This is a genomic window from Helcobacillus sp. ACRRO (assembly GCF_022347125.1).
In the GTDB taxonomy this organism is placed as follows: domain Bacteria; phylum Actinomycetota; class Actinomycetes; order Actinomycetales; family Dermabacteraceae; genus Helcobacillus; species Helcobacillus massiliensis.
The window spans coordinates 48936-67913 of the sequence record NZ_JAKRNG010000013.1; the positions used below are offsets into that span (position 1 = coordinate 48936).

General features: G+C 70.7%; 19 protein-coding genes. 7 read left to right on the forward strand and 12 right to left on the reverse strand.

The features are described 5' to 3' along the window. Window positions 1-133: 133 nt before the first annotated feature. The gene (locus tag MHY20_RS06340; protein ID WP_183377056.1) at window positions 134-424 is read left to right on the forward strand and encodes a GNAT family N-acetyltransferase; all 291 of its coding nucleotides are present in this window, start codon (window positions 134-136) and stop codon (window positions 422-424) included. A gap of 54 nt (window positions 425-478) precedes the next feature. Here the strand turns inward: MHY20_RS06340 and denD are convergent, their stop codons facing one another. Beyond that, entirely contained in the window at window positions 479-1477 is a 999-nt protein-coding gene (gene denD / locus MHY20_RS06345) for a D-erythronate dehydrogenase (RefSeq protein ID WP_239375679.1), read from the reverse strand. Between the two features lie 96 nt (window positions 1478-1573). After that, window positions 1574-2278: an FCD domain-containing protein gene (locus tag MHY20_RS06350; protein ID WP_183377058.1), complete on the reverse strand. Its 705-nt coding sequence runs from the start codon at window positions 2276-2278 to the stop codon at window positions 1574-1576. A gap of 163 nt (window positions 2279-2441) precedes the next feature. On the opposite strand from MHY20_RS06350, the gene MHY20_RS06355 reads away from it, so the two are divergent. From MHY20_RS06355 to MHY20_RS06365, 3 genes are read left to right on the forward strand one after another with little or no spacing between them, the layout of a single operon-like run. Continuing rightward, the gene (locus MHY20_RS06355; RefSeq protein WP_239375680.1) at window positions 2442-3842 is read left to right on the forward strand and encodes a gluconate:H+ symporter; all 1401 of its coding nucleotides are present in this window, start codon (window positions 2442-2444) and stop codon (window positions 3840-3842) included. A gap of 22 nt (window positions 3843-3864) precedes the next feature. Further along, window positions 3865-5232 (forward strand): four-carbon acid sugar kinase family protein, encoded by a 1368-nt coding sequence (locus MHY20_RS06360; protein ID WP_239375681.1) that lies wholly within the window; start codon window positions 3865-3867, stop codon window positions 5230-5232. 14 nt (window positions 5233-5246) lie between these two features. Beyond that, a complete protein-coding gene (locus MHY20_RS06365; protein ID WP_239375682.1) occupies window positions 5247-6263 on the forward strand; it encodes an NAD(P)-dependent oxidoreductase in 1017 nt (338 codons plus the stop codon). Window positions 6264-6275: 12 nt separating this feature from the next. On the opposite strand, the gene MHY20_RS06370 is transcribed toward MHY20_RS06365, so the two are convergent. Beyond that, window positions 6276-7475 carry a glycerate kinase gene (locus MHY20_RS06370; RefSeq protein ID WP_239375683.1) on the reverse strand — a complete coding sequence of 400 codons (1200 nt, stop codon included), beginning with the start codon at window positions 7473-7475 and terminating at the stop codon, window positions 6276-6278. A gap of 62 nt (window positions 7476-7537) precedes the next feature. Between MHY20_RS06370 and MHY20_RS06375 the strand changes: the two genes are divergently transcribed. Then, on the forward strand, window positions 7538-8374 hold the full coding sequence (locus MHY20_RS06375; protein ID WP_239375684.1) for a serine hydrolase: 837 nt from the start codon (window positions 7538-7540) through the stop codon (window positions 8372-8374). 44 nt (window positions 8375-8418) lie between these two features. On the opposite strand, the gene MHY20_RS06380 is transcribed toward MHY20_RS06375, so the two are convergent. The 5 genes from MHY20_RS06380 to MHY20_RS06400 all read right to left on the reverse strand — a co-directional run bounded on the left by MHY20_RS06380 (window position 8419) and on the right by MHY20_RS06400 (window position 13251). Next, window positions 8419-8805, reverse strand: coding sequence for a hypothetical protein (locus tag MHY20_RS06380; protein ID WP_183377063.1), 387 nt, complete (start codon window positions 8803-8805; stop codon window positions 8419-8421). 470 nt (window positions 8806-9275) lie between these two features. Then, window positions 9276-10388 carry a C40 family peptidase gene (locus MHY20_RS06385; protein WP_239375685.1) on the reverse strand — a complete coding sequence of 371 codons (1113 nt, stop codon included), beginning with the start codon at window positions 10386-10388 and terminating at the stop codon, window positions 9276-9278. Then, window positions 10385-11539, reverse strand: coding sequence for a dipeptide epimerase (locus MHY20_RS06390; RefSeq protein ID WP_239375705.1), 1155 nt, complete (start codon window positions 11537-11539; stop codon window positions 10385-10387). Before MHY20_RS06390 ends, MHY20_RS06385 begins: the two co-directional genes overlap by 4 nt. A 21-nt stretch (window positions 11540-11560) precedes the next feature. Further along, window positions 11561-12715, reverse strand: coding sequence for a DUF819 family protein (locus MHY20_RS06395; protein WP_239375686.1), 1155 nt, complete (start codon window positions 12713-12715; stop codon window positions 11561-11563). A gap of 209 nt (window positions 12716-12924) precedes the next feature. Further along, window positions 12925-13251, reverse strand: coding sequence for a DUF3870 domain-containing protein (locus tag MHY20_RS06400; protein WP_183377067.1), 327 nt, complete (start codon window positions 13249-13251; stop codon window positions 12925-12927). 142 nt (window positions 13252-13393) lie between these two features. Between MHY20_RS06400 and MHY20_RS06405 the strand changes: the two genes are divergently transcribed. Then, window positions 13394-14182 carry a histidine phosphatase family protein gene (locus MHY20_RS06405; protein ID WP_239375688.1) on the forward strand — a complete coding sequence of 263 codons (789 nt, stop codon included), beginning with the start codon at window positions 13394-13396 and terminating at the stop codon, window positions 14180-14182. A 57-nt stretch (window positions 14183-14239) separates the two neighbouring features. On the opposite strand, the gene MHY20_RS06410 is transcribed toward MHY20_RS06405, so the two are convergent. Continuing rightward, a complete protein-coding gene (locus MHY20_RS06410; protein WP_239375690.1) occupies window positions 14240-14962 on the reverse strand; it encodes a hypothetical protein in 723 nt (240 codons plus the stop codon). Window positions 14963-15151: 189 nt separating this feature from the next. On the opposite strand from MHY20_RS06410, the gene MHY20_RS11750 reads away from it, so the two are divergent. Further along, window positions 15152-16006, forward strand: coding sequence for an N-acetyltransferase (locus MHY20_RS11750; protein ID WP_239375692.1), 855 nt, complete (start codon window positions 15152-15154; stop codon window positions 16004-16006). Here the strand turns inward: MHY20_RS11750 and MHY20_RS06420 are convergent. The 3 genes from MHY20_RS06420 to MHY20_RS06430 all read right to left on the reverse strand — a co-directional run bounded on the left by MHY20_RS06420 (window position 15988) and on the right by MHY20_RS06430 (window position 18972). After that, on the reverse strand, window positions 15988-16683 hold the full coding sequence (locus MHY20_RS06420) for a hypothetical protein (protein ID WP_239375694.1): 696 nt from the start codon (window positions 16681-16683) through the stop codon (window positions 15988-15990). The two genes, MHY20_RS11750 and MHY20_RS06420, sit on opposite strands and share 19 nt — an antisense overlap. Before the next feature lie 7 nt (window positions 16684-16690). Further along, entirely contained in the window at window positions 16691-17353 is a 663-nt protein-coding gene (locus tag MHY20_RS06425) for a hypothetical protein (protein ID WP_239375696.1), read from the reverse strand. Window positions 17354-17742: 389 nt separating this feature from the next. Beyond that, the gene (locus MHY20_RS06430; protein WP_239375706.1) at window positions 17743-18972 is read right to left on the reverse strand and encodes a dicarboxylate/amino acid:cation symporter; all 1230 of its coding nucleotides are present in this window, start codon (window positions 18970-18972) and stop codon (window positions 17743-17745) included. Between the last annotated feature and the right edge of the window lie 6 nt (window positions 18973-18978).

An 18978-nucleotide genomic window follows, 5' to 3' on the forward strand; every position in this document is an offset into this window, starting at 1 on the left:
TCATCCCCTTCTTCTCCGCCGGGAGCCCGGCCGGCGCGACCGGCGAGGACCCTGGCTGGGCGTGATGCATCCAGCCTAGAAGAGGGGTGCGACATTTAAAGTGGGACCTGCCCAGCGACCTCCAGGAGGACCCATGGCCGCCCCGATCGTCACCGACAACCAGCAGCGCTCACGCTTCGAAGCGCACCTCGACGACCGCCTCGCCGGGTTCGCCGACTACCGCCTCTCCCCCGGCGGCATCGTCACCATCCCCCATACCGAGGTGGACCCCGAATTCGAGGGGCAGGGCGTGGGATCCGCTCTCGTCCGCGCCGCGCTCGACGCGATCCGCGCCGACGGACACCGCGTCAACCCCGCCTGCCCGTTCGTGGCCGGGTGGATCGACCGGCACCCCGAGTACCAGGACCTCCTCGCCGACGGGTGACGGCGGGCGAGGCGCGGCTCAGCGCGCGGACACGGAGTCGAAGCGCCGGCGCTCTCAGGCGCAGAAGTCGTCGCGGTACTGCCGCACCATGTCCTCGACGGACTCGTCGGCCTCGAAGCCGAGCCCGCGCAGGCGCTCCACATCGAACGCCCCGGGCCAGCTGGTGACGATCGCGGCGACCGCCGCATCCGGTTCGTCGCGCACAAGGGCGCGGGCCTCTGGACCGGCGACCGCTTCGAGCGCGGTGAGCATCTCGGCGACCGTGACGGTGATGCCCGGCAGGTTCATCACGCGCCATGGCCCCTTCGCGGATTCATCGAGAACGGCCCCGTCGATGGCGATGGCCCGCACGAGGTTGCGCACCACAACACGCGGGGAGGACAGCCACAGGCGCGTGTCCTGCGGGACCGGCAGGGGCGCGACTTCGCCGTTCAGCGGTTCGCGGATGATGCCGCTGGCGAACGAGGACGCGGCCGAGTTCGGCCGGCCGGGGCGCACAGAGATGGTGGGGAGGCGGCAGATGCGCGCATCCACGAACCCCTTGCGCCCGTACTCGTTGACCAGCAGTTCGCCGATCGCCTTGTGCGCGCCGTAGGTGGATTCGGGCTGGGCGGCCCAGTGCTCCGGCACTGTGCCGGGCACGTCTCCGCCGAACACGGCGAGGGAACTGGTGAACACGAACCGCGCAGCGGCACCGGTCTCGGCGCTCTGACGGCGAGCGGCGTCGAGGAGAGCACGAGTGCCGTCGATGTTGACGCGGTCCGCGAGGTCGAAGTCCTGCTCGGAACCGCCGGAGAGGACCGCCGCGAGGTGGACGATGACGTCGGCCCCGCCGGTGAGGGCGTCAGCGAGGTCGCCCGGGTCGTTGAGGTCGCCGACGACGGAGCGCACCCGCGCATCATCCACTCGGCTCGGCGCCATGTCGAGGCTGGTGATGGCGGTGATGCCGCCGCGGCCGCCCACGTCCAGCCGCCCGGCATCGGTCTGGTCGAGCAGCTCCTGGGTGAGCATCGTGCCGAGGAATCCGGCTCCGCCGGTGATGAGAACGTGCATGAGTCTCCTTCGAATAGTCGCGTACAAGGGGGGGTGAGCTGGCGGCGCGGGGCCGGAACGAGGGACAGCGAGAGCCGGGGCCGACGGGATCCCGCGTCAACTGAGACTGAGCCCGTGGCTCGCCTCCATCGTCTGGTCCATGTGGGCGGCCATGGCGTCCGCCGCTGCGCCGGGGTCGCGGTCGGTGAGCGCCGCGAGGATCTGTCGATGGTGGTGCAGAGCGTCGGTGCGGACCTCCGCGCTCCGGGAGGTCTGCTCGCGCACTGCGAAGAGCATGTCGGCCAGTGGGCGCATGCCGGTGGCGAGGAAGCGGTTCCTGGCCGCGTCCACGATCACCTGGTGGAAGACCAGATCAGCGGCCACGTTGGCGGCGATGTCGGCTTCATCGAGTGAGTCGCGGGTCGACTCCATGATGTCCACCTGCTGCTGCATCTGCTCGAGCTGTTCATCGGTGATGCGAGTGGCGGCGAGGCGGCAGATCTCCACTTCGAGGACCTGCCTGGCTTCCAGCAGTTCATCGACCAGCCGCTGCGAGCCGCCCTCGAGCGCGGCGACCGTGGTCGCGAGTTCGCGTGAGCGGACCGACCAGTGAATGGTGGGGGCGATGCGGTGGCGGCGTCCCTGTTTGGCGGCGATGACTCCGTCGGCGATGAGCTCCCTCATGGCTTCACGGACCGAGAGGCGGGACATGCCGAGCTCGGCGGCGATGTCGCTCTCCGGGGGCAGTTCGGCTTTGATCGGGTAGGTGCCGTCGGCGATGCGTTGGAGGATGCCGCGCAGCGCGCGGTCGGCGGTCTTCATCGACGTCTCCACTTTCTGGCTGCTCTGCTGGATCAACCGGGACGTTGACAGACTACCCTCCGCGCCCTAAGTTGTCAGATATCTGATAGGCGCGGGGGTCTCCTCCCCCGCACACATCCCGATCGCCAGCACCGCGATCCCTGTGGAATCAACGAGGATTTCTATGTCACCCACAGTGCTCGTGCTGCTCGGACTCGCGTCCGTGCTCGCCATCCTGGTCCTGATCATCAAGGCCCGCACCCATCCCTTCCTGGCGCTTCTCCTGGTCTCGGTCGCCCTGGCGCTGGTGGCGGGCATCCCCCTTCGCGAGGTCGTGCCCCTCCTGAAGGACGGCATGGGAGGCACCCTCGGGGGCGTGGCCCTGATCGTCACCCTCGGCGCCATGCTCGGCGCGATCGTCGACATCTCCGGCGGCGCCCGCGTCCTCGCAGCCGCCCTCGAACGAGCAGTCGGCGAGAAGCGCGCACCACTCGCCCTCGGTGCCGCATCCTTCCTGTTCGGCATCCCGGTGTTCGTGGACGTCGCCACCATCGTGCTCGTCCCGATCGTGCTGGCCGTCGCCCGCCGCATGAGCGGCCGCGTGAACATGCTGGCCTACGCCCTGCCGACGGTTGCCGCACTCCTGACGGTCCACGTCGTTCTGCCGCCGCACCCCGGCATCGTCGGCGGCGCCGAGGTCATGAAGGCCGACGTCGGCCTCGTCCTCGTCATCGGTCTGATCCCCTCGATCGTCATGTGGCTGGTCGGCCAGTGGCTCTCCTCCGTGATCGCCAAGCGCGTGTTCTCCCCGGTTCCTGAGCTGCACGCCGAGCTGTCCAGCGCCGCTGCCGATGACACCGATGGCACCGCAGGCACCGCCGGCGCATCCGCCCGCACCGCTGACCCTTCGGTCGGCATGGTCCTCGCGGCCATCCTGCTGCCGCTCGCGCTCATCATGACCGGCACCGTGTCCGCTCTGTTCATGGACGAGGGCGACCCAATCGCGGACTTCCTCGCCTTCATCGGCAACTCCCCGATCGCCCTGCTGATCGGTGTGCTGTTCGCGTCCATCACCCTCGGCTTCGCCCGCGGCTGGTCCGTGTCGCGCCTCGAAGAGGTGCTGGCCGCGGCCCTGCCCGCCACCGCAGCGGTCATCCTCATCACCGGCGCCGGCGGCACCTTCGGCGCGGTCCTCACCGCGACCGGTGTGGCCGACGCCGTCGCCGACCTGCTCACCTCCACCGGCCTGCCGATCCTCGTGCTGGCGTGGCTGCTCGCAGCGATGATCCGTGCCGCGCAGGGCTCCGCCACCGTCGCGACGCTCACCACGGCGCCGCTGATCCTGCCGATGACCGCCAGCATGGGGCTCTCGGCCCCGCAGATCGCCCTGGTCACCGTCACAATCGGCATCGGTTCGATGGCGTTCAGCCATGTCAACGACTCCCTGTTCTGGGTGTGGAGCCGCTACTTCGGCGTCTCGACCTCCACCGCTCTGAAGTCCTACACCGTCACCGTGACCCTGATGTCCCTCGCCGGCTTCGCTGTCGCCCTGGTCCTCTGGGCGCTGCTGGCCGTCGTCGGCTGACCCCACCCCTGAGGAGACCGCATTGTCTGCATCGCTGCCCGTTCAGCCCCGCCTTCTCGTTCTGGACGACGACCCGACGGGGTCGCAGTGCGTGGCCGGTGTCTCGGCCGCGTTCAACCTCGATCCGGCGATCCCCGCAGATCTGCTGGCCGACGGGTCCGGCACGTGCTTCGTGCTCACCAATTCCCGTGCCCTCGATGAAGGGGACGCCGTCGCGCTGAACCACCGCATCGTGGGCGGCGTGCTGGACCGCCTGGAGGACCCGTCGGGCCTGCATGTCATCTCCCGTTCGGATTCGACGCTGCGGGGGCACGTGATCGCGGAGCCGGAGGCGATCGCCGATGCCCTTGCCGAGAAGGGCATCGAGGTGGACGCGTTCCTGTTCTGCCCCGCGATGATCGAGGCGGGCCGGTTCACCGAGGGCGATGTCCACTTCGCCGTGGTCGATGGCGAGGCGCGCCGCGTGGAGGACACGGACTTCGCCCGTGACGCCACGTTCGGGTATTCGAACTCGGACCTTCGGGCGTTCCTGCAGGAGCGCTCCGGCGGCGCAGTGAACGCCGAGGACGTCCTGACGATCTCGCTGGACGACATCCGCGAGGGCGGGGTCGAGAAGGTGGTGGAGATCCTCGCTGGGGCGCGCTCGCGCACCTGGGTGGTGGTCAACGCGACCGAGTACAGCGACATGGATGTGGTGGCGGAGGCCGTTCGGCGCCTGCAGGCCGACGGGCGCGTGTTCGTCACACGCTGCGGCCCGTCGTTCGTGCGGCCGCTGGCCGGCCAGTCGAGTGCTGTGGTGCTCGGCGAAGCCGATCTGCCGGTGGCGTCCGGTCGAGGTGAGCACGGCCTGGTCGTGGTCGGGTCCCATGTGGGGCTGACGACTCAGCAGCTGGAAGTGGTGCAGCAGCGAGGCGCCCTCACCGAGTTCGAACTGGATGTGGAGGCGCTGCTGGATCCTGAGCGCCGCGACCAGCACCTGGAGGAGACGATCGCCGCGATCCGATCGGGGTTGGACGGCTCCGACTGCGTGGTCTACACCAGCCGCACCCTGGTCTCCACTGATTCGAAGGATGAGTCCCTCGCGATCGCGCGGAGCGTCTCCGACGCCGTGGTCGCTGTTGTGCAGGGCGTACGGCCGGCCCGCCCCGCGTGGGTCGTCGCCAAGGGCGGCATCACCTCCCATGAGGTGGCCGCGTCGGGTCTCGGCATCCGTCGGGCCACCGTGGCCGGTCAGTTCTTCCCCGGCCAGATCAGCCTCTTCACCGCTGAGGACGCACCCGAGGACGTGCTCGGCGTCCCCTATGTGGTGTTCCCCGGCAATGTCGGCGGCCGGGAGGCCCTCGCCGACGTCATCGACCGTCTCCGCGCAGCCGTCGCTGCCGCCGCATGACCGAAAGGACCGTCATGTCTTCCGATTTCACGACCTCGCCCTCCCACCCCACCGATCAGACTGCTGATGCCACGGTGCCCGCTTCCGATGCTGCGCCCGTCGCCGCTCCCACTGGTGGTGACGCACTGAACGTCGGTTGGATCGGCCTCGGCGCCATGGGCGGCCCGATGGCCCGCGTCACCGCGAAGGCCGGCCACCGCGTCACAGCCTTCGACATGAACCCGGCATCCCTGGAGGCCGTCGCCCCGGATGTCGCCGCGGCCCCGTCGGCCCGCGACGCCGCTGCCGGCGCCGACGCCGTGGTCATCATGGTCGCCACCGGGCCGCAGCTGATGAGCGTGCTGTTCGGCGAGACCGGCATCGCCGAGGTGCTCACCCCGGACACGGTGGTGATGGTGATGGCGACCGTCGGCCCCGCCGCGATCGAGGAGGCCGCTGCGAAGCTCGCTCCCCACACCGCACGGTTCGTGGATGCGCCCGTCTCCGGCGGCGTGGCCCGCGCGGGCCTGGGTGACCTGCTGGTCATGGTGTCGGGGGCCGACGGGGACGTCGCCGCTGCACGGCCCCTGTTGGACGCCATGGCGTCGAACGCGCCCGTGGTGGGTTCGAAGGTCGGCGACGGGCAGCGCTTCAAGGTGGTCAACCAGCTGCTGTGCGGCGTGCACATCGCCGCCGCCGGTGAGGCGCTCGCGCTCGCTGATTCGATGGGACTGGATATTGCGCAGGTGCATGAGGTGCTCGGCGCCGGTGCCGCCCAGTCGTTCATGTTCGGTGACCGCGGCTCCCGCATGGTCGCCGGCACGTTCGATGATGTCCGCAGTGCGCTCGACATCTTCGTGAAGGACATGGGGCTGGTGAATGAGGCCGCTGGTCTCGTGGGCCAGGAGGCCCCGCTCGCGGGCGCGGCGCAGGCTCTCTATCAGCGGGGACATGACGAGGGCATGGGCCGGCTCGATGACTCTGTGGTGTTCCGCCTCCTCGGCGGCGGTACGCGCGGCACTCGCGGCGACGGGGCCTCGCCCAGCGCCTGACCCCCCGGGGGCTCAGCGCGCGGTCACGAGCCGCATCACCATCGCGGCGGCGCGCTCCAGGTTGGCCTCGCCGTCCGCGAGCGCGGCCTCAAGATCGGTGACGCCCTGGACGATCGGCACGAGCGCGGTGACGCCGTGGTCGTGGAGCACATCGGCGTCGGCGTGGACGCGGCCCGCGAGGACCACGCACGGCACGCCGTGGCGCTGCGCGGCCGCGGCGACGCCCGCGGGGGTCTTCCCTTCGAGGGTCTGCGCGTCCACGCTGCCTTCACCGGTGATGACGAGGTCGGCGCCGGCCACCTGCTCATCGAGGCCGACGGTGTCCGCGACCAGCTCGATCCCGGGCGTCATCTCGGCGCCGAGCACGGCGCGCAGGGCCCAGCCGAGTCCGCCGGCGGCGCCGGCTCCCGGTTCGTTCGCGGAGGCGGGGTCGATGGTGCGGCCTTCGCTGCCGGGCAGCTCGACCTCGGCCGCAGCGCGGACCACGGCCGCGAGCGCCGCGTCGAGCTCCCGCACGGCCTGGTCGTCCGCGCCCTTCTGCGGTCCGAAGATCGCGCTGGCGCCGTTCGCGCCGAGCAGGGGGTTGGCGACATCGCACGCCGCGTGGATGCTGACTCTGCGCAGCACTGGGTCGAGCCCGGTCGCGTCCACCCGCGCCACCCGGCCGAGGTCCTCAGGCACGGGGTCCACGTCGGTGCCGGAGTCGTCGAGCAGGCGAAGGCCCAGGTCAACGAGCATGCCCATGCCGGCGTCGTTCGTGGCGGAGCCGCCGAGTCCGATGATGATCCGCCCGCCGGGCTGCACCCGTCGGGCGGCTTCGCGCAGCAGGGCGCCGAGCCCGCGGGTGGTGGCACGGCGGGGATTGCGCTCGCCCGCGGTGAGGAGGTCGAGGCCGGCGGCGCTGGCGATGTCGAGGACCGCGGTCGCCGGGGTCCCGTCGGCACTGGTCCCGCCCACGCTGGGGCGGGCGGGTGCAACGGCGATGCGGGCGGTGACGGGGCGGCCGAGGGGGTCGGTCGTGGGGACGTCGATGAGGTCGGCGCCGAGGCTGGCGCCGATCGCGTCGGTGAAGCCTTCGCCGCCGTCGGACATGGGGACTTCGCGGCAGTCGGCGCCGGGCACCACGGTGCGGACGCCGTGGGCGATCGCGGCGGCGGCCCGCTCAGCGGTGACGGATTCCTTGAACGAGTCGGGGGCGATGACGATGCGCATGCCCCGATTCTTCCAGGTCTCGGCGCCGGCCGACGGGTGCGCGGCTTGCTAGTGTCACGGGCATGAGCACCCCGGAGCCTGCCGCGTCGCCCCTGCCCACTGCCGCTGCGCCCACGGAGCGCGCCGTCGCGGTGTGTGCGGTGCGCGTCGACGGGTCCGTGATCACCGAGGACCGTGCCGACCGGCCGTTCTATGCGGCGTCCACCATCAAACTGCTGGTCCTCCTGGCGACTCTGCGCGCCTCGGATGCGGGCGCTCTGGATCTGGACGCGGTGGTTCCTGCGACCCGCACCTTCACTGGGCATGACGGCGAACCGTTCACCCTCGACGGCGACCATCTCGACCCGACGCATCCCGCCGAGGGCGCACCGGTCATGGTGCGTGACCTGGCGCTGCGCATGATCGACCGGTCCTCGAACGAGGCGACGAATCACCTGATGGGGCTGCTGCCGAACGGCGCGGTCGCCCGCGAGATCGAGGCGCTCGCTCTGACGGGAACGCGCCTGGAGCGACAGATCGGTGATGCCTCGGCGCTGGCAGCGGGCCTGACGAACGAGACGACCCCGCGGGACCTCACGGTGATGCTGCGGGCCCTGGTGAGTGAGGCACCCGTCGGCACCGCCGCGGCCCTCTTCCCCGCCTCGCGGGAGCTGGCGGTGCAGGCGCTGGACGCGCAGCAGATCCGCATCATCTCAGTGGGGGTGGCCGACGGGTTCCGGTGCGGGTCGAAGTCGGGCTGGGTGCCGGGGTTCCGGCATGACGCGGCGTGGATCCGCCCCACCACCGGGCTGGACGCCGGCGTGGTCATCGCGGTGATGACGCAGGGCTTCACCAGCGAGGATGAGGCCGACGAGGCGATCCGCGCCGCCGCGAAGCAGTCCGTGCCCGGCACGTTCTGACCCCCGCTTTCCCCTCCCAGTTGGTCATGGCGCGCCGAGGCGAATCACGCGGTCCGCTTCTCCAACTGTGCGATTCGCTGCGGAGACAGGCCCAGTGCTTCGGCAGAGTCACGCTGACTGATACCTGATTCACGCAGTTCCCGAACGACTCGGCGCGACAGTTGGGCCGCTTCCGCGGAGATCCGACGGGACTCCCGCTCCAGTCCCTGTGCCCGCTGCCAGAGCTCGGCCACGTCGGTGGGGAGGATGATCTCCAGCTCGATGCAGATCTCGCTGTCCTCCACATCAAGCTGAAGAGCGGCCGCTTCAGTCGCCATCGCACGAACCTCCCGCAGCGTCCGGGCCTGCGTGGCGATGTCCAATGACGGAAGTTCAATCACCCACCATGTGGGTTCCCGATGGACAACTGCCGGGATCACTTTCTGTGCCACAACCACTACCTCCAGTTCCTCGGAACCGACCCGCCGAGCCGGCGGACAATCACGCGCATCACACCAGCAGAGATCTCGCGGTGTCGAGGGATTGTCAACGGCTTCCCGCCTTCCGGCGGCACCCATTGCTCATGTGAGCCTCTGACGCGCGCTCGCAACCACCCGCGGCTGACCAGTTCTCTCTTGACTTCACGGTACGGAATCGGCCTACCCATACCCTAAGACAATAGGGGATTGTTTTGCCACCCTAGGGGACCTAGAGAAGATTGTGGATGAATGACAGGCCGTGTCCCTGTGGACCAACATCGAGGTCGCCGTAAGAGCAGGCTCTTCCGTCGGACGTCCGAAACAGCCCGCCGGCAGCCGGGCGAAGATGAGCGGCACCCCGCGCCTCCCCCTCGGGGCACGGGACGCCGCTGGTCCCAAGGCCTCAGCGCGTCGGCGCGCCGGGGCGTCAGCACATCAGCGCATCACCGCCGGAGCGCCTGGACGCGGACCGCACCCGCCCAGTCGTCCTCCATCCCGTCACGCGGGAAGTCCGTGACCTCTACGGAGCGCTCGGAGTTCGGCGCCTGCATCATCTGGTCGTTGCCGATGTACATCGCGACGTGCCGGATCGAGTCCGACCCGGGCTTGGTGGACCAGAACAGCAGGTCGCCCGGCTCGAGGTCCGCACGGTCCACCGGCTCGAACCCGGAGTCGGTGAGCTGCGGCCCGGCGTCGCGGTGCATCGCAATGCCGTGGTGGCGGAAGATCGAGAACGTGAACCCGGAGCAGTCGTACCCGTAGGCGCTGACACCGCCCCACAGGTAGCGCAGCCCCAGCATCATCGCGCCGGTCGCGATGATGTCCTCCGCGGTGGGCACGGGCGGCTTCTCCCCCTGGCCGCGCACCACCACGTCGGATGCGGGCACGTACATCGGCTTCGCGCCGGGGACCTGCACTTTCACCAGGTCGCGCACGCGTCCCAGAACCGGCAGCTCGGTGTTGAACGACGCGTCCAGGCCGCCACCGCGACCGGGCGCGCCCCCGGGTGCGGGCGTGGGCCGCAGAACGGTGCGGAACGCGGTCACCACGGCGACGGGGCGGGTGGCGGCGGCGCGGGCGAAGGGCTCATCCACCACCAGCTGGCGGACCGGCACCCAGCCGGGGTAGCCGCGGGCATCGCGCGGCGTGCCCTGGTGCGTCACCACGATCCGCGCCCACTCCCCCGCGACCTCATCGACGATCACTTCGGAGCCGAGAACGGCCGCGGTCTCCAGCTTGCCGACGAGCCACCGCCGGGCCTCCGTGTCCTCCATCGACGCGTTCCACTCGTCCATGTCCACGGGGTTCGCCAGCGCCGGCGCGTCCTGCGGGCGCTCCAGGCCGGGCTCCACCCACACGGTCGCGGCGGACACGGCGATGAAGGCGCGGTCGCCGGCGCGGACCTCCCCAGCGGACGGGCGGCCGACGTGCTCCGCGGCGGCGGGGCGGCCGACGGGTTCGACGGCGGCCGCGGTGCCGCCGAGTGCTGCGGCACCGGCAGCGGTGCCCGCGGCGGCGATGCTCTGACGTCGGGTGATGGTGCCGTTCCAGCTCATTGATTCGTCTCCTTCTCGTCGAGCCGTTCCAGGCCGAGGCCCGCCCCACCGAGGAGGCGGAGGGTGCCGTCGGCCACCTCGTACCCGCCGACGGGGTCACGCTCAGCGAACCAGTCCGGGGAGTCGAGGTCGATCATGGTGACAGCGGGGTGCGCGGCCGCAACATGGGCGGCGGCGGTGATGGAGATCCGCGGTTCCATCATCGCGCCCACCATGCAGGCGATCCCCGCCTCCAGCGCCGCATCGGCGATGGCGAGGGCGCCGGTGATGGTGCCGGTCTTGGCCAGTTTGATGTTGAACAGGTCGGCGGCACCCGCATCGATGAGTGCGCGGGCGTCGTCCGCGTCCCACAGGGACTCGTCCGCCATGATCGGGATGCCCACCGCCTCACGGACTTCGGCCATCCCGGTGATGTCGGCGGCGGGGCAGGGCTGCTCCACGAGGTCCACCGGCAGGCCCGAGTCCTCCAGGCCCTTCAGGATCCGGATGGCCTCCTGGGGCTGCCACCCCTGGTTCGCGTCCAGCCGCAGCCGCGCCCCGGGTACACGCCGCACCACTGCTTCGAGCCGCTGCCGGTCCTCCTGTTCACTGGATCCGAGCTTCACCTTGAGGATGCGGTACCCGTCGGCCGCCGCGTCTTCGGCGTGGCCCGCCATCGTGCGCGGATCCTCCAGCGACACCGTCATGTCCGCCTCGATCGACCAGTCCGGATCCACCGGCCACCCCCGCAGCGCGGCGAGCGCCTGCACGAGCGGGAGGTCGAGGGTGCGCGCCCATGCGTCGTGCAGTGCCACGCTCAGCGCGGACTTCGCGCTGGTGGCGCCGTCGACCGCGGCGGCGATGCGTCGGTCCAGGTCGGTGACGGTCCCGTCGGCGCCCTCCAGAGCGGCCGCCAGCGGGCCCTGGAGAGCAGCCGTCATCGTGTCGGTGTCCTCGCCGGTGACGGCGCGGGTCTCAGCCGCGGAGCCCTGGCCGGCCGCCCGGGTCCCGTCGGCCGCCTCCACCTGGACGTCCACCACCACGTACTCGACCGCGTCGGTGCGGCGCTTCGCCGTCACGAACGGCCGCAGCAGCGGGGCGCGGCGGCGGTGGACCCGCACGCTCCGCACGGTCAGCGGCTGCGTCACAGCGGTCATCTGCACGGCAGTCATCTGCACGGTGCCCTCCACCGGTCAGACCAGCTGGCTGAGCAGCTGCGCGACCGCCAGGCCCATGAACGTGCCCAGCAGCGACCCGATGAGGGCGTAGAGGACGCCGACGGGCACCATCTGCCGGCTGAACGCGCTCGCCACCACGGGGGCGGACGCGATGCCGCCGATGTTCGCCGTCGACGCCACCGCCAGGGAGAACAGTTCAGTCCGGGTCAGCTTCGCGTAGATGACCATGATGATCACGTGCACCAGCAGCACGAGGAAGCCGGCCACGAGGTACAGCGGTGCCTGGGTGATGGCGGAGAAGTCGGAGCCGGTGGCGATCTGGCCGATCACGATGAACAGCATGAGGGTGGCGATCTCGGTGGAGCCGCCGATCCTGCCGAGCGGGGTGTGCGCCACGATCACGCCGAGGATGGACACGATGATGATCGTCCAGGCGGTGCCGTTGAGGACATCGCCCACTTCGGGCAGCAGGTCGCCGAGTTCGATGGCGAGGATCGCGACGGTCAGCGACCCGAACACGGTGAGGCCCAGGGATGCGGCGGTGATGGGCTTCTCGTCCGTGTCACCGAGGTCCAGGGCGGTGTCCATGACGGAGGTGTCCGCCTTGGTGAAGCGGTTGAAGCGGTCGGAGACGGCGACGGAGGAGAACATCGCCATCAGCCAGAAGGAGTACACGATGGTGTCGGTGATGAGGGCGTAGCCGAAGATCGTTTCGGGTGCCTGCAGGACGTCCTGCACGGCGACCATGTTGGCGCTGCCGCCGGTCCAGGAGGCGAGGAGGGCGCCGAACACCTTCCACGATTCGGGGTGGAGCAGTGCCTTGAACGCCAGGAACACCACGACGACGCCGATGGCGAGGGACGCCGCGGCCACGAAGTACGTGAGCAGCAGCTTCGGGCCGAGCTTGATGATCCGGCGGAAGTCGCAGCCGAAGAGGAACAGGAAGATCATCGCGGGGAGGATGACGGTTTTGACATCGGCGGCGACCTGGCGGGTCCCCTCGGCGTCGGAGAAGACGCCGACGGAGTTCAGCGCGGCGCAGATCAGGTACATCATGACCATGCCGGGCACGAACTTGAACAGCTTCCAGCCGGTGGTCTTCTCCAGGACGATGAGGATGCAGGACAGGCCGAGGATGACGCTGAGCATCAGCAGGCCGTTCTCGATCATGGCGGGGCTCCTTGTACGGATGCCTGCCCGGGCGTCGAGGACCTGGAGAGCCGGAAGCCTGCCGCGGGGAACGCTCGCTCGGTGCGCACGGTCCGGCCTGGCCGCGCGGTGGCGGCTGGACGGTCGGCGGCCGCTGGGGCGGCGCCGGGGCAGTGCTTCCGACGGGTTCCGGTTCGGCGAGGTTCCGGGCTGACGGTGCGGTTATGGGGTCAGGGTGTGCTGGTGTCGCGGTCCAAGAGGTCGCGGTACTTCGCGGCGGCGTTCCGGACGGCTGCGGCCAGTGCGCGCTGCGAGGACCCGTGGTACCTCGTGGTGATCGTGTCGACCAGTGCGTCATCGTCGAGGAGGGAGCGGCCTTCGAGGAGTTCGCGGATGAAGTCCACGGTGAGCCCGAGGGTGGCGCTGCAGTCCGCCCTGACTATGACGTGGGTCTCATTATTCACGATGAGGCCCACGAAGAAAAGCCCCCACTTCGACGTGATGGGGTTGTTGGTCGGTGACTTCGCCTCACCGGTCAGATAGATCGTGGTGCCCATGCGCCCAGAATACGGTCACCGCCCGTGCCGCGGCCGCCGTTGCCCAGAGGCGCCGCCGGCACACCTGCGCGGCCGCGCGGCCCGCACCATCACCCAGGCGCGCCCCGGCCCCGGGCCCCGGACGCCCCGATACGGTGGAGGCATGACCTCCCCGCACACCTCCCCCGACGCTTCCGACGCCTCAGCCCTCGTCACGGCGCCGCCGCCCGCAGGCACGACCCGGTTCCTGCTGATCCGCCATGGCCGCACCGAGTTCAACAGCGCCGGCATCATGCAGGGCTGGACCGACGCCCCGCTCACCGAGAACGGTGAAGCGAACGTCCGCACCACCGCCGAGTTCCTCGCCGCCGCCCCGATCGCCGCTGCGTACGCCAGTTCGCTGCCGCGCGCGATGCGCACCGGCGAGATCATCGCCGAGCGCCACACCAGCCTCACCGTGGAAGCTGTGGACGGGCTGCGGGAACTGAGCTTCGGCGACTTCGACGGCAGGCCCTCAGAGGAGTTCAAGCGCCAGGTCCCGGACCTCGCCGGGTTCTTCCGCTCCGTGTTCACCGGCACCGCCGAGGCCCTGCCCGGCGGTGAGAGCGGCGCGGACTTCGTGGCGCGGGTGCGGGCGGCGTTCGACGACATCGTCGCCCGCGAAACCGCCGCGGCAGAGGGCGCGGAGGGATCGGCCGAGGGGCGCACCGTCGTGCTGGTGGCGCACGGCCTCACCCTGAAGGTGCTGCTGGCCCTCGCCGCCGGCCCGATCCTCGACCCGCTGCCGAATGCATCCATCTGCGTGATGGACCGCGACCGGACCGGGGACTTCACGCTGCGGGCATTCGGCGTGGACCCGTCGGGCGCGGCAGCGGAGGAGACGAGCATCCTGCAGGGACTGGGCGAGGACAACGGCTCAAACCCGTCGGGCCACGGCGAACAGACGCCCTGACCGAACACCGCACTGCCGACCCCGCGCCGTCAGCAGCGCGTCGTCAACAGCGCACTGTCAGCAGTCCGGGCAGTCACAGCAGGAGTGCGTCTCGAGCGGACCGCACGGTGCAGCGTCGGCGACAACACGCCAGGTGAGGCCCTCAATGCGGATCACCGCCTCCTCCTCGCGGGCAACGCTCCAACCGTGGCAGCGGAAGTAGTCGGCGATATCGTCGGCGAGCTCGTCCCGCGCCGCGCCCTGCTCGGCCCCGTCCGCCTCGAGGTGCGCATCCTCCATCATCCGCACCTGCAGCCGCAGTGTGCCCGTGCGCAGCATCTCCAAGGACCCCGCCGCGGTGGAGCTGACGAACGCGCGCAGGTGCACACCGAACGGCTCGTACCGGTCCGCCATGCGCTCCAGGTACATCTCCTTCACATCCTCCGGCGGATCGTCCAGCGAGGTGCTGAGGTGAAGGACGACCCCGTCGGCCAGGAAGTCCTGTTGTGCGCGGCGGAAGATGCGCGTGTGCGGGGAGTGGGTGCGGGTGCAGGCATTGTGCGCGCCGATGATCTCCCCCAGGAGCGCGAGCGCCTCCTCCAGGTCGATGGGGGCCTGGTCGGGGAAGAAGTCGGCGATGCCGCCGAGGCGGGTCATCGAATCGAGCAGGCCGGCCACGGTCCCCGGCGGGGTGCCGGTCGCGATGGCGAGCATGAGGTAGTGGGCGAGGGTGTCGAGCCCGGGCGGGCAGGCGGTGTCGAACGCCGGATGGCGGGTGCTGGGTGCGGTTCTCTTCGTCATGCGCCCAGCCTTCTGCAGAACCCGTCGGCCCACGAGGACACCCCCAGGCTTGTGGAGAAGTGGCCGTACACTCGCAACCATGAACGACACCGCGCCCACCCACCCGATCATCGTCACCGAAATGCTCTCCGCCGCCTACCCCAACGGCATGCGCATGTCCGTGTTCAGCGTGCAGCGCGGGAACTGACCGTGCCCGGCCCGCAGCGCTTCACGGACCGCGACGCCTCCCTCCGCTTCATCGCCTCGATGCAGGCGGACCCCGCCACGGCGACCGCATACGTCGGCACCCTCGAGGAGGGTCTGGAGACCGAACTGGAGGACCTGGACCAGGACTGGATGGACACCCTGCGCGTCTGCCTCGACTCGGACGGCTCCATCACCGGCGCGGTCCTCCTCGAATGGGACGATGAGGTGGGCATGAGCTGGATCCACGGGCCCTGGTGCACCCCCGACACCTGGGGCCGCGACGCCGTGGACCTGCTGCGCGCCGCCGTTGAGCAGGCACCCGTCGGCCGCCACGAGATCTACGCCGACCTCTCCAACACGCGCCTCGCCGACCTCGCCGCCGACCAGGGCTGGCGCGGCGGGACGGCGCACTGCGTGATGCGCGTCAGCAGGGAAGCAGCGGCACAGGCCGACGGATCCGTCCGCCCCGTCCGGCCGGGCGACCTCGACGCGGTCCGCGCACTGCACGAGGCGGCGTTCCCGGGAGCGTACGCGACGGCGCGGCAGCTGGTGGACGGCGACCAGGGGTACCGCACGCTCGTGGCGGACAGCAGCCCCGGCAGCAGTGACGGGAAGGTCGTCGGCTTCATCGCCGGGCAGGAGGACGACGGCGACATCTACCTCGACTTCCTCGCGGTGGACCCCGCGCACCGTCGGCAGGGCGTGGCGCGCCGCCTGATCGGGGCGCTCGCCGCGCACCTGCCGGGGAAGGACATGACCCTGACCGTCGCCGACACCTCCGAGGCCGCCCTCGCCCTGTACGACGCGCTCGGGTGGGAGCGCACCGCCACCACTCGCGGCTACCGCTGGCCCGCCTGAGTCCCCGTCCCGCGCGGGCGTGGCGACGTCGTCCCCCGCCGGCGAGGCGGCGTCACCGGGATCGTCACCCGCGGCAGCGCCCAGTGCACCACCGGGCCAACCAGCAGCGCGAACGCCACCGTGCCCACACCGACCGGGCCGCCGAGCAGCCACCCCACCGCCAGCACCGCCACTTCGATGCCGAGGCGGATCGGGCCGACGGGCAAGCCGAAACGCCTGTGCAGGCCCGTCATCAGACCGTCGCGGGGGCCGGGCCCCAGCTGCGCGCCGATGTAGACGGCATCGAACACCCCCACCACGAGGATCCCGCCGAACATCATCGCTACCCGGCCGAGCAGGCCCTCCGGCGCGGGGATCAGCGCGATCGTCACATCCATCACCGGGCCGATCCACAGGGCGTTCGCAAACGTGCCCAGGCCCGGCTTCTCCCGCAGCGGGACCCACAGCGCCAGCACGAGGAACGCCACGATCACCACAACGGTGCCGATGGTCAGCCCGGTCCGGTCAGCGATCGCCGCCTCCATCACGTTCCACGGCTGTGTGCCGAGCGCCGAGAGGAGCAGCATCCCCGCGCCCACACCGAAACCCGTCAGCCCGAGGAACAGCCAGAGAATCCGCAGCGGCAGACGCCCCACCCGCAGCTGCTCCACGGGACCCAGATCCTCCAACTGGGCCATCAGGTGATCAGGCCTCCCTCTGCATGAGATTGACGCGGTAACCGCTGAAACCGGACAGCCCCACCTGGTCGGCCGGGAACTCCTTCTCGCCGACGCGGACGAACCCCAGCGGCTCGTAGATCCGCAGCAGCTGATCGCGGCAGTCGAGGCGCTGGAACTGGGCGCCGCGACTGCGGGCATCAGCGCGGCCGGCCGCCAGGAACCGCGCGGCGAACCCGCGGCCGGCGGCGCGCGGCGACACCATCAGCGCGTGCGTGTACGTGGCGGGGTCATCGTGCAGGTCGGTGTGGCCCCAGTAGAGGGGGTCGGTGTCGAGGATGCGGGCGGCTGCGCCGATCTCACCGGCGTGCGGTCCGTCCGGGATGAGCAGCGCGAACCAGTCACCGTCCGCGATCTGCTCGCGAATCCGCTCCTCCGGGAGGGAACCGAGCTTCCACTGGGTGACGCCCTGCTCCTGCATCCACTGTTCTCGTTCGCGGCGCAGTGCGGCGAGCGCCGGAGCGTCCGCAGGGGTGCATCGCACGAGCCGGTCGGCGGCGGGCTGTGCAGAGTCCCCGGGGCGGGCGTCAGCGCGGGCGCCGGCGCCGACGGCTGCGCCGGGTTCCTTGGCGCGGGCGGCCACGAAATCTGCGGCCGTTGCGGGATCTGCTGCGGGGTCGGGCGTGATCATGCGGCAATGATACGGGCGAGTTTCACTGAGTGGAACACCGTCTCAGTTGATGCGCAGCGTTCGGGCCGGGCCTGCTGCGGGACGCTGGGGCGGCCGCACGCCACGGACAGCCCGGCCGCCTCCAGCCGACGGCAGCGGAGCAGCGGGGGTCCGGGGTGCCGGGGCAGCGGATCAGCGGGGCTGCGGGGCAGCGGCGGCCGTGCAAAAACCGACCGGAAATCGACTCTGCGGCGCTCTAGAAGTCGTCAACAGCGTTTTCCGGTCGGTTTTTGTTCAGCTGGGCCGACATGGACCCGAGACTGGCCCGGCGCGGAGGCCGGACCCGGCGGCCCGGCGCGGACCTGAGGCTGGCCCGGCGCGGGTCCCCGCGGACCCGCCGCCGCGGCGCCTCAGCCGGCGACGGCGGTGTTCTCCCGCGACCGGTACGCGGCCTCGTCGAGGATGCCTTCGCGCTTGGACACCACGGCCGGCACGAGCGCCTGCCCCGTGACGTTGAGGGCGGTGCGGCCCATGTCGACGATCGGGTCCACGGCCATGAGCAGGCCCACGCCGGCGAGCGGAAGGCCCAGGGTGGACAGGGTCAGGGTCAGCATCACCACGGCACCGGTCATGCCCGCAGTGGCGGCCGATCCGAGGACGGACACGAACGCGATCAGCAGGTAGTCGGTGACGCCCAGCGGCACCTGGAAGAAGTTCGCCACGAAGATGGCTGCCAGGGCGGGGTACACGGCGGCGCAGCCGTCCATCTTCGAGACGGAGCCGAACGGCACCGCGAACGAGGCGTAGTGGGCGGGGACACCGAGGTTCTTCTCGGTGACGGCCTTGGTGACGGGCATGGTGCCCAGCGAGCTGCGGGACACGAAGCCGAGCTGGGTGGCGGGCCAGACTCCGCGGTAGAAGTCCATGACGCCGAGACCGTTGGACTTCAGCACCAGCGGGTACACGACGACCGCGACGATGGCGAGGCCGATGTAGAGGGCGAGCACGAAGGAGCCGAGCGCGCCGATCGTGGACCAGCCGTAGTCGACCACGGCGTAGCCGATGAGGCCGATGGTGCCGATGGGGGCGAGTCGGATGACCCACCAGAGGACCTTCTGCACCACTTCCAGGGCGGCGCGGACGAACGCGAGGAATGGTTCGGCCTTCTCGCCGACGGACAGGGTGGCGATGCCGACGGCGATGGAGATGACGAGGATCTGCAGGGCGTTGAAGGTGAGCTTCACGCCGTCGTCGGATGCGGAGGCGGTGAGGCCGATGAAGTTGGAGGGGACGAGCCCGGTGAGGAAGTCGAGCCAGGTGCCGGACTTGTCGGGCGCCTGGGCGGCGTCCGCGCTGAGGCCGGTGTTGGCGCCGAGGTTCATGACGGCGCCGACGGCCATGCCGACGCCCACGGAGATGAGGGCGGTGATGCCGAACCACAGGAGGGTCTTCCAGGCGAGGCGGGCGGCGCCGGTGACCTCGCGGAGGTTCGCGATGGAGGCGACGACGGCGAGGAAGATCAGCGGCGGGACCAGGGCCTTCAGCAGGGTGATGAAGGTGGTGCCGATGGTGTCGAGGGTGACGGTGAGCCAGTTGGGGACGGGGTCAGCGTCACCGGTGGCGGGGGCGGCGGGGCCCATCTGGGC